The 10,921-nt window shown below is 68.1% G+C and carries 7 protein-coding genes; 3 read left to right on the top strand and 4 right to left on the bottom strand.

What is annotated here, in order from left to right; genetic code table 11:
- Positions 1–36: 36 nt before the first annotated feature.
- From AC1DVA_RS01405 to AC1DVA_RS01395, 3 genes are all read right to left on the bottom strand, one after another.
- Complete coding sequence (locus AC1DVA_RS01405; RefSeq protein WP_265052158.1) at positions 37–1,245, bottom strand: acetyl-CoA C-acetyltransferase; 1,209 nt, start codon at positions 1,243–1,245, stop codon at positions 37–39.
- Between the two features lie 136 nt (positions 1,246–1,381).
- On the bottom strand, positions 1,382–3,178 hold the full coding sequence (locus tag AC1DVA_RS01400; protein WP_476804730.1) for an acyl-CoA dehydrogenase C-terminal domain-containing protein: 1,797 nt from the start codon (positions 3,176–3,178) through the stop codon (positions 1,382–1,384).
- Between the two features lie 195 nt (positions 3,179–3,373).
- Entirely contained in the window at positions 3,374–3,832 is a 459-nt protein-coding gene (locus tag AC1DVA_RS01395) for a MerR family transcriptional regulator (RefSeq protein WP_265052156.1), read from the bottom strand.
- A gap of 347 nt (positions 3,833–4,179) precedes the next feature.
- Here AC1DVA_RS01395 and AC1DVA_RS01390 point away from each other — a divergent pair, with 347 nt between their 5' ends.
- The 3 genes from AC1DVA_RS01390 (at position 4,180) to AC1DVA_RS01380 (ending at position 9,432) form a co-directional block, all read left to right on the top strand.
- Positions 4,180–7,557, top strand: coding sequence for a hypothetical protein (locus AC1DVA_RS01390; RefSeq protein ID WP_476804729.1), 3,378 nt, complete (start codon positions 4,180–4,182; stop codon positions 7,555–7,557).
- A 178-nt stretch (positions 7,558–7,735) separates the two neighbouring features.
- Complete coding sequence (locus AC1DVA_RS01385) at positions 7,736–8,665, top strand: sulfite exporter TauE/SafE family protein (protein WP_265052154.1); 930 nt, start codon at positions 7,736–7,738, stop codon at positions 8,663–8,665.
- Positions 8,662–9,432, top strand: a complete 771-nt coding sequence (locus tag AC1DVA_RS01380; protein ID WP_265052153.1) for a TIGR02186 family protein — start codon at positions 8,662–8,664, stop codon at positions 9,430–9,432. The genes AC1DVA_RS01385 and AC1DVA_RS01380 overlap by 4 nt, the downstream gene beginning before the upstream one ends.
- A 169-nt stretch (positions 9,433–9,601) precedes the next feature.
- Here AC1DVA_RS01380 and AC1DVA_RS01375 read toward each other — a convergent pair whose 3' ends face one another.
- Positions 9,602–10,846, bottom strand: a complete 1,245-nt coding sequence (locus AC1DVA_RS01375; RefSeq protein WP_476804728.1) for a molybdopterin molybdotransferase MoeA — start codon at positions 10,844–10,846, stop codon at positions 9,602–9,604.
- Positions 10,847–10,921 lie beyond the last annotated feature (75 nt).

The raw sequence follows: 10,921 nt of genomic DNA, 5'->3' as shown, positions 1-10,921 counted from the left end.
CTCGCCGCTATGCGGCGCCCCGGAATGACGGCGGCGCTAGACCCTCTCAATGATGGTCGCAACGCCCATTCCGACCGCGACGCAGAGCGTCACCAGCGCGGTCTGCTTGTCCTGCCGCTCCAGCTCGTCGAGCACGGTGCCGAGCACCATCGCGCCGGTCGCGCCCAGCGGGTGGCCCATCGCGATGGCGCCGCCGTTGACGTTCAGAACGTCGTCGTCGATGTCGAGCGCCTGCTGATAGCGCAGGACCACGGAGGAGAAGGCCTCGTTCAGCTCGAAGAGGTCGATGTCCTTCAAGGTCATGCCGGCCTTCTTCAGCACGAGCTGGGTGACGTCGATCGGGCCGGTCAGCATCAGCGCGAGGTCGGAGCCGACCGTGGCGAAGGCCTTGATGCGAGCGCGCGGCTTCAGGCCCGCCGCGCGGCCAGCGCGCTTCGAGCCGACGAGGACGGCCGCCGCGCCATCGACGATGCCCGACGAATTGCCGGCGTGGTGGACGTGGTTGACGAACTCGACATCCGGATGCGCGGCAGTCGCGACCGCATCGAAGCCGCCCATCTCACCCATCTGGACGAAGGAGGCCTTCAGCGCGGCCAGCGCCTGCATGTTGGCCTCGGGACGAATGGTTTCGTCGTGGTCGAGGATGATGAGGCCGTTGACGTCGGTCACGGGGATGATCGAGTTCTTGAAGCGTCCTTCCTTCCAGGCCTTGGCGGCGCGCTGGTGGGAGCGGACGGCGAAGGCGTCGACATCGTCGCGCGAGAAACCATATTTCGTCGCGATCAGGTCGGCCGAGATGCCCTGCGGCATGAAATAGGTGTCGATCGCGACACTGGGGTCGACGGCGATGCCGAAGCCGGAGGCGCCCATGCCGACGCGGGACATGGATTCGACGCCGCCGCCGATCGCCATCTCCTTCTGGCCGGACATGACCTGCGCTGCCGCGAGATTCACCGCATCGAGGCCGGAGGCGCAGAAGCGGTTGATCTGCACGCCCGGCACTTCCTTGCCGTAGCCGGCCTTGAGCGCGACCGTGCGGGCGATGTCGGCCGCAGCCTCCCCGACCGGATCGACGCAGCCGAGCACCACATCCTCGACGAGCAGCGGATCGAGGTTGCTGCGGTCCTTGATAGCGCGCAGGGCCTGCGTGCCCAACTCGATCGCCGTGACCTCGTGCAGCGAGCCATCGGCCTTGCCCTTGCCGCGCGGCGTGCGGACGTGATCGTAGATGAATGCGTCTGCCATTTGGTGGCCTCCCGGGGCGCCGTCGGCCGGCGCGTTCTGGTGCCGGACGTCATGGTCGGGCTTGTCCCGACCATCTCGTCATCCAGCGGGTTCTGCAAGAGATGCCCGGGTCGAGCCCGGGCATGACAGTCGATCGTCAGAACTGCTCAGGCGTCAGCGCCATGGTCGTATCGGCACCGGCAGTGATCCGCGCCAGATGCGCGGCAGTCTCGGGCAAGGTGCGCTCCATGAAGAAGCGGGCCGTGACCAGCTTGGCGTTCATCCGCTCGGTCGCGCCGTTGGCGCCGGCCTTGAGCTTCTCCTGCGCGACCTTGGCCATCCTCGCCCACATGTAGCCGAGCGAGACCAGACCGAGCAGGTGCATGAAGTCGTTCGCCCCCGCGCCGGCATTGTCCGGCTTGGCGAGCGCGTTGTTCATGAACCACATCGCCGCCTGCTGGAGATGGCCGAGCGAGACCTGGAGCGGCCCGAGCAGAGGCTTCAGAGCCTCGTCCTCGGCGTTGTCCTTCAGGAAGCCGCCGACCTCGTTGAAGAAGGCCATGATGGCACGCCCGCCGTCGCGGCCGAGCTTGCGGCCGACGAGATCCATGGCCTGCACACCGTTGGCGCCCTCATAGATCATGGCGATGCGGGCATCGCGGACGAACTGCTCGACGCCGGTCTCGGCGATGTAGCCGTGGCCGCCGAACATCTGCTGCGCCTTCACGGCATTGTCGAAGCCGATATCGGTGAGCACGCCCTTGAGCACCGGTGTCATCAGGCCGAGCTGGTCGTCGGCCGCCTGGCGCTCGGCGGCATCGCCCGAGCGATGGGCGATGTCGGATTGCAGCGCGTTCCAGAGCACGAAGGCACGGGCGGCCTCGTTGAACGCCCTGATCGACATCAGCGTGCGGCGCACGTCGGGATGGACGATGATCGGGTCGGCCGGCTTGTCGGCTGCCTGGGCGCCGGTCAGCGCCCTGCCCTGCAGGCGTTCCTTGGCGTAGACGACGGCATTCTGGTAGGCGACCTCGGACTGGGCGAGTCCCTGGATGGCGACGCCGAGACGGGCCTCGTTCATCATCACGAACATGGCGTTGAGGCCCTTGTTCTCGGCGCCTATGAGCCAGCCCTGCGCACCCTCATAGTTCATGACGCAGGTCGAATTGCCGTGAATGCCCATCTTGTGCTCGATCGAGCCGCAGGAGACGTGGTTGTTCTCCCCGACGGAGCCGTCCGCGCCGACCTGGTTGCGCGGCACGACGAAGAGCGAGATGCCCTTCACGCCGGCCGGCGCGCCCTCGATGCGGGCAAGCACGAGGTGGATGATGTTCTCGGTGATGTCCTGCTCGCCGGCCGAGATGAAGATCTTGGTGCCGGTCAGCCCGTAGGAGCCGTCGCCGTTCGGCACGGCCTTGGTCTTGAGCAGGCCGAGATCGGTGCCGCAATGCGGCTCGGTCAGGTTCATCGTGCCCGACCAGGTGCCTTCGATCATCTTCGGCAGATAGGCCCGCTTCTGCTCGTCGGAGCCATGGACGTAGAGCGCGGCGATCGCGCCCATGGTCAGGCCCGGATACATGGCGAAGGCCATGTTCGCGGCGGAGGCATATTCGTTCATCACGGCGCCGAGCGTGTAGGGCAGGCCCTGGCCGCCATATTCGGGGTCCATGGCGAGGCCGATCCAGCCGCCGCCGGCATAGGCCTCATAGGCCGCCTTGAAGCCTTTCGGCGTCGTCACCCGGCCGTCGGGATGGCGCGTGCAGCCCTCCTGGTCGCCGGAATAGTTGATCGGCTGAAGGACTTCCTCGCAGAGCTTGGCGCCCTCGCCGAGCACAGCCTCGACCACATCCGCGCTCGCATCGGCGAAGCCCGGGAGATTGTTGTAGCGCTCGATGTTGAAAACGTCGTTGAGCAGGAAAAGCGTATCGTCGACGGGCGCCTTGTAGACCGGCATCTGGTCCTCCCTCTCGTCGCTGAGCGGCACTTCGTCAACCGGGCCGCTTGAAGATGGTTCATATATAAACAATCCCGGTCGACATGCAACCGGGTACACCGCCTTTTTGTCGTTCTGCGGACGGCCGCTGGGCATGCGGCATAAAAAAACCCCGGCAAAGCCGGGGTTTCGTGGGTAGCCAGAACGAAAAGGAGATCAGGCTTTCGGGAAGCGGGCGAGCGAAGCCTCAAGCTCCGAGATCGCGCTTTCGATCTCGGCACGCTGGCTGCGCAGCAGCTCGAGCTGCTCGACGATCTGGTCGCGGCTGAGCTGAAGGCCACCGACATTGGCGGCCTTGTCCCCGGCCCCGCCCTTCTTGTCCTCATTGGCGAGCATGGCGCGGATCTCGACCAGCGTGAAGCCGAGCTGCTTGCCCTTGAGGATCAATGCGAGCCGCGCGCGATCGCGCGCAGAATAGATGCGCACCATCCCCGAACGCGTCGGCGTGATCAGGCCGCGCGACTCGTAGAAGCGAAGGGTACGCAGCGTGACGTCGAAGTCGCGAGCGAGATCGCTGATGGTGAATTCGCCGGCCTCATCGGCCTCGGCGGGTGCGTTTATAGAGCGGGCTTCATGACTCGAAGAACCCGCCATAGCCAGGCTTTGGCGCGACATGGAGGTCTCGTTCCTTGCGGGAGATCGAATCGCTGCCCATACGGCAGCATCGATCAGGATACCTCCTCATACGGAAGACGCTTTCGTTGCGTCAGGTAATACGTCGCTTTGCCCGGGTAAGTTACCGTTACATCGCGGCCCGGCCGATGTTCCCATGAGTCAATGGCGGAAAATTAACGGTTCGGAAGCCGTTTCTTAACTCGTTGTTTACCATGGCCGTCAAATGTCGGGAACGCGCATCGGCGTCGTCAACATTATCTTCACGACTGCCCAGGTTCGCGCGGCGGGTTTGCGGCATCAGGGGGCCGCACCCGACGTGGAGATCGGCCCCGTAGGCGAGCGAGAACATGGCCAACAGCTTGCCCTGGAGCGTCAAGGGCGTTGATCCCCGGACGCGCGACGCGGCAAAGGCAGCGGCACGGCGCGCCGGCATGACGCTCGGCGAATGGCTCGACCACAAGATCCGCGACGAGAGCGGGGAGCCCGAGTTCGCCCCGACACCGACACCCGCCAAGCCCGAGCAGCTGGATATCGCGGCCCTTTCCGAAAGGCTCGCACGCCTGTCCCAGGGACAGATGGATACCGCGCCGCGCAACGCCGTTCCCGACCTGTCGCGTTTCGAACTCGATGCCGTGGTCAACCAGGCCGCCAGCATCGAACGCCTGACCCGGGAGGCCAGCACCCGCACCGCGGGCGCGCTCGATTCCATCGCCCGCTGGATCGAGAAGACCGAAGACCGCATGTCGTCGAGCGAGCGCGGCTCCGCCGAACGACAGGAGCGCGCGACCAGCGTCATCGCCGAGACGATCAAAACGATGGGCGAACGCATCGCCGACATCGAGCGGCGCAGCCAGGAGATCCAGCAGAACCGGGCCGAGCATTCGCCGCGTCTCGCCTTCAGCCGCGACGGGCTGGCGGCGGCCGTCACCGACATCCGCACGCGCCAGCGCGTTCTCGACACCGAGGAAACCGTGCCCTCGCGTGCCGCAAGCGTCGCGCCGGAACGTATCTCCGCGTTGCGGGAGGATTTGCGGGAGCTGGAATCGAGACTCTCCCTCGGGACCCGGCGCACCTCGGCACAGCGCCCCGCCGCTCCGCAGCCGCGCCAGGCGGACACCAGCATCATCGAGAACAAGATCGCCGGCCTCGCCGAGCGTCTCGACCGCTTCGACCGGCGCGACCAGTTCGAACCTTTGCTCAAGCCCCTGGCCCGGATCGAGGCCGAGGTCTCGCGGCTGTCGCAGGATCGCACGGGCGACAGCTATCAGCGCTTCCAGCTCGAAATCGCGCATCTCGCCGCCAAGATCGACGCGCTCGCGGCGCGCGGCGGCGAGACGGCCAACCTCGACCCGGTGATGCGCGACATCGCGGAGCTGCGCAGCCTGGTCGCATCCGGCGGCCAGGATCACCGGCTCGAGGACCTCGCCCAGCAGGTCGCCTCGCTCGGCTTCGAGATCGGCCGGTTGCGCGAAATCCAGCCGGACCCGCGGGAGATGCGTACGCTCTCGGCTGCGATCGAGGACGTGCGCAGCACGGTCCTGTCCAGCCGGCCACAGGACTTCGACGCCGCGCCCCTGGCTTCGCTCGCGACGCAGATCGAAATGCTGTCGCGCAAGTTCGACGACGTCACGGCGCAGCGGCATGGCGACCATCTCGACGATCGCATCGACGCCTTGCAGCACCGCATCGAGCTCCTCGCCGAGCAGGGCCCATCCGCCGTCACCCGCCAGATCGAAGCGCTGGCCGGCCGGATCGAGAGCCTCGCCGCATCGAGCCAGCTCAACCGCATGGTCGGCACAGGCGACCCGGCGACGCCGGTCGATCTCGGCCCGATCGAGCAGATGCTGCGCCATCTCGCCGACAAGATCGACGAAGCCGGCGCCCCCGGCGCCGACTCGCAATCGTTCGAAGCCCTGGAACAGCAGATTTCAGGCATTGCAACTCGCCTCGACGAGGCGGCAGCGACACGTACGGCCGAAACCGGCATCGAGCGCACGCTGCAGGATCTCGTCGTGCATCTGCGGTCGATGCGCGAGGAGACTGCGGCCGAGCGGGCGGCCCTCGTCCAGGCGACCAGCACGGCCGCGGCGCCCGGCAAGGGCATCGCCGAGCTGTCGAACCTCGTCACCGGCCTGCGCGACACCCATGTCTCGTCCGAGCGCCAGACGCAGGATGCGCTGGGCGCCGTCCACATGTCGCTCGAGGCGATCATGGGCCGGCTCTCCGGGCTGGAGGCCGAGCTGCAAGGCGAGCGCCGGAATGCACCCCCCCGCGCTCAGACAATGGCGCGTGCCGAGGAGACGACCGGCCGCGCGCCTGCTGCTCCCGCTCGCGAAAGCACCGGCCCCTCCGTCAGCGCCGCCGCTCAGGATCGCTTTGGGGCGCCTGCCTCCTCCTCCCGCGTCGAGAGCGCTCCGACGCTGCCGAATACGGCCTTCGACCTGCCGCTGGAGCCGGGCTCCGGCCGTCCCCGCCCCGAAAGCAATGTCGCCACAGGTCAGGACCAGCAATCGGTCCGCCAGAGCCTGATCGCCGCCGCGCGGCGCTCGGCGAAAGCTGCCAGCGAGGCGGCAGCGAGCGCGCCCTCGGCCAGCCTTGAGCCGACAACGAAAAGCTCCGGCCGGCTCAAGGAAATCCTGGAGAAGCGCAAGCGGCCGCTGCTGCTCGGTCTCGCCGCGCTCGTCCTGGCGATGGGCACGGCCCACATCGTCACCGGTGCGCTGCGCGGCGACGGCACCAAAACCGCCAACGCGAACGGCGAAGCGCGCAGCCTCGTCGCTCCGCCGGTGGCCCAGCCGGAAGCGCCGGCCGAGCCGTCGCAGGCGCCGGTCAAGGATCAGGCTGCGGCTAAGGACCAGTCCTCGGCACTGTCGTCGGCTCCCCCGAATCCGGCGCCGGCCATTGTTGCGCCGGCCATCGTTGCGCCGGAACAGATTGCGGCCTTGCCCCCCGGTCCTGTCGGTCCGGCCGCGATGGACAGCCAGGCGGCTCCTGCCCCGGCGACGGAATCGAATGTGCAGGCGGTGACCGGCCTCGGCGACCTGCCGGCGGGCTTCGGCAGTGCCGGGCTGCGCAAGGCCGCCTTCGATGGCGATGCGCGCGCCGTCTACGAGCTGGCAAGCAAGGCCGTCGACGGTCCCGCCGCCCAACGCGATGCCAAGCTCGCGCTGCGGCTGTTCGAGCGCGCGGCCGTGGCGGGGCTCGCTCCTGCCCAGTTCCGCGTCGGCAACATGTTCGAGAAGGGCATCGGCACGCAGCGCGATCTCGCGCTCGCCCGCATCTGGTACCAGCGCTCCGCCGAGCGTGGCAACGCCAAGGCGATGCACAACCTTGCGGTGCTCCACGCCGAGGGCGTCTCCGGCAAGGCGGACTATGCAGTCGCGACCGAGTGGTTCCGCCGCGCCGCCGAGCTCGGGGTGCGCGACAGCCAGTACAATCTCGCGGTCCTGCTCGGCCGCGGCCTCGGGGCGCCGACCGATCTCGCCCAATCCTTCGTCTGGTTCTCGGTGGCCGCCACGCAGGGCGACGAGGATGCCGGCCGCAAGCGCGACGAGGTCGCCCAGCGCATGAAGCCGGAAGAGCTCGCCGCCGCCAAGGCGACCGCCAGCAACTGGAAGCCCAAGGCGCTCGATGCCGTCGCCAACGACGTGACGCCGCCGGCCAAGGGCTGGGACGCCGGCCCGACCGCAGCGGCAGCCAAGCCGAACAAGCCGGCGCGGAGTTGAGCCCGGCGCCGGCGCGTCATGCTTTCGACGTGTTGACGCGGCAAGCAGAACGATAGTCTCTTGAGGCGGGCCGGTAGCGGCCCGTCTTCCATTTCAGCAACATCTTTTAACCTGGGCGGTTCAGTCTGGGACAAATCGGTGCAAGCAGCGGCTATGCACCCGCCTGCGAGGGGTAAGAGTGCAGATTTACCTGCCGATCGCCGAGCTTCCGATCAGCGTGCTGATGGTGCTCGGCCTGAGCGGCGCGGTCGGCTTCATCTCCGGCCTGTTCGGCGTCGGCGGCGGCTTCCTGCTCACGCCCCTCCTGATCTTCCTCGACATTCCCCCCGCCGTCGCGGTCGCGACGGTCGCGGCGCAGGTCGCCGGCTCGTCGATGACCGGGGTGCTGACCTATCTCAGGCGCAAGGCGCTCGACCTCAAGCTCGGGGGCGTCCTGGTCTCGGGCGGCATCGTCGGAACGGTCCTCGGCGTGCTGTTCTTCAATACGATGCGCCGGCTCGGCCAGCTCGAGCTCGTCATCACGCTGTCCTATGTCACGCTGTTCTCGATCATCGGCGGGCTGATGCTCTACGATGCGCTGCGCGCCATGCTGCGCGTCCGAGCCGGCAAGCCGGCGCGGCTGAAGCGGCGCGGCGGCATGCATCCCTGGTGGATGGGCCTGCCCTTCCGCCAGCGCTTCTATCGCTCCGGCCTGTATTGCAGCGTCCTGCCTATCGCCCTGCTCGCCATCATCATCGGCTTCATCGGCGCCGTGCTCGGCGTCGGTGGCGGGTTCATCCTGGTGCCCGGCCTGATCTACTTCTTCCGGATTCCGCCGGCCGTGGTGGTCGGCACCTCGCTCTTCCAGATCCTGGTGACGATGACGGGCGCGACCATCCTGCATGCGGTCACCAACCAGTCGGTCGACCTCATCCTCGCGACGCTCCTGCTTCTGGGCGGCGTCATCGGCGCGCAGTTCGGCGGACGGGCGGCGCGCAACCTCAACGTCGAGTCCTTCCGGCTCCTGCTGGCGCTGCTGATCCTCTCGGTCGGCCTGCGCTTCGCCATCGAGCTCTTCATTCCGCCGAACGAGCCCTTCTCGGTCGTTGTGCCGGAGAGCGCGCGATGAAGCGGGTCCTCGGCCTCCTCGCCGCGCTCTGCGCCGGTCTCGCGACAGTGGCGGCCCGGGCCGAGACGCTGATCGCCGCGATGTCGAGCCACCAGATCCAGATCACCTCGAACTACACCGGCAGCCAGCTGACGGTCTTCGGACTGGTCGAGCGCGACGGACGCACGGTCTCGCGCGGCGATCCCTACGACATCATCGTCACGGTCCGCGGGCCCCGGCGCATGCTGCTGGTGCGCGAGAAGGAGCGGCTCGGCCCGATCTGGATCAACCGGACGCAGCGGCGCTTCCCTGACAACCCGGTCTTCCTGCACGTCGCCAGCAACCGGCCGATCGCCGAGATGATGAACGCTGAGACCGCACGTCGCGGCCGCATCGGCCTCGCCAATGCCGAACTGCCGCAGGGAAACTGGGTCGATCTCGATCCCAGTTCGATCCGCTTCCGCGAAAGCCTCACCCGGATCATGCAGGCGAAGGACCTGTACGGCTACGAGGAACGCGGCGTCACCTTCCTGTCGAACGCCTTGTTCAGCGCGCCGATCGACATCCCGGCCACGGCGCCGACCGGCTCCTACACCGTCGACATCGTGCTGTATTCCGGCGGGGTTCCGCTGGCGCGCCAGCAGACCAGCTTCGAGGTGATCAAGACCGGCATCGAGCAGCGCCTCGCTTCCGGAGCCTATGACTGGCCGCTGCTCTATGGTTTCGCGACGGCGCTGCTGGCGCTGCTCCTCGGCTGGGGAGCGAGCGTCGTATTCCGACGCGATTGAGGCGGGCGGCCGCGCTGGAGCCTGCTTCGTTTTCAGGGGAATGCGGGTCATCCCGGCCGGAGCGAAGCGGAGGGCCGGGATCCAAGCCTGAACCTCTATCGGCGGCGTTCCGGCATGGATCCCGGGTCAGGCCCGGGATGACGCCGTGGTTCCGTGAAAAATCAGCGAGCTAGTCGAGCAGACCGCCATAAGGCAGGAAGGCGACGCTCTCGCCCTCTTCCAGTTGCTCGACATGCTCGGCCAGCACGACAAGCCCGTCCGACTGCGCGAGCGAGGCGAGCGAGCCGGCGCCTTCGCCCGGATGCTTGCGCGCGATTACGACTCCATCGTCACGCCGTTCGATGCTCACGCGCAGGAACTCGCGCCGCCCGCCCTTCTTGCGATGACGGAAGCCCGCCGTGACCGGCAGGGCGACTGATGCCTCGAAGGCCGTGCCAGCAAGCCGGGCCAGCACCGGCCGGGCGATGAACATGAAGCCCACGAAAACGGCAACCGGATTGCCGGGCAGGCCGATGAAGGGCGTGCCGGCGACCGACCCGACGGCGATCGGCTTGCCCGGCTTGATCGCGACGCGCCAGAGATCGAGCGCCCCGCAGGCGGCCACCGCATCCTTGACGTGATCGGCCTCTCCGACGGACACGCCGCCGGAGGTGACGACGAGGTCGCAGGCGCCGGCCGCCTCGCGCAAATGCCGCTCCAGCTCGGCGGGTTCGTCACGCAGGATGCCGAGATCGGCGACATCGGCGCCCGCTCGCGCCAACAGGGCGCGCAGCATCGCCCGGTTTGCGTCGTAGATCGCCCCCAGCGCGAGGGGCTGCCCAGGCTCGGTCAGCTCGTCGCCGGTCGAGAACACGGCCACGCGCGGGCGACGCCGCACCCGGACGTGATCCAGCCCCAGTGCCGCCAGCAGGCCGAGGTCCTGCGGCCTCAGGCGTCGCCCCGCCGGCAAGGCCACCTGCCCGCGCGCGATATCCTCGCCTGCCAAGCGCAGATTAGCACCGCGCTTCAGGCCGGGAGGCAGACTGACCTCCCCGCCGTTCGGCGTGACATCCTCCTGCATGACGACAGTGTCGGCGCCGGCCGGAATCGGCGCGCCGGTGAAGATGCGCCAGGCGCCCCGCCCGAGCATTCCGCCCGTATCGCCCGCCGCGCTGCGGCCGAGGATCGGGAGACGGGTTTCAGCGCCGGGCGAGAGATCGGCAGAGCGGACGGCATAACCGTCGACCGCCGAATTGGAGAAAAGCGGCAGATCGAACGGCGCGATCACGGCCTCGGCCAGGGTGCGGCCATCTGCTTCGCCCAGGGGCAGAGCGAGAGCATCGGCCACCGGCGCGACCAGCGCGGCCGCGCGAGCCCCGGCTTGCTCGACAGTGATGAGCCCGGAATCCGTCCGGGCGCCGCTCAGCCGCGCCATCACGGCCCTCGCCCGCTTCGGCTCTTCGCTAGCATCGCCGCCGGCACTCCGTGTTATCCTGCCCGACCTTCATCG

The sequence above is a fragment of the Allobosea sp. P4_C6 genome (genome assembly GCF_056402015.1).
Note: the sequence above shows the minus strand (reverse complement) of the source record. Positions and strands in the feature narration are given on the sequence as shown.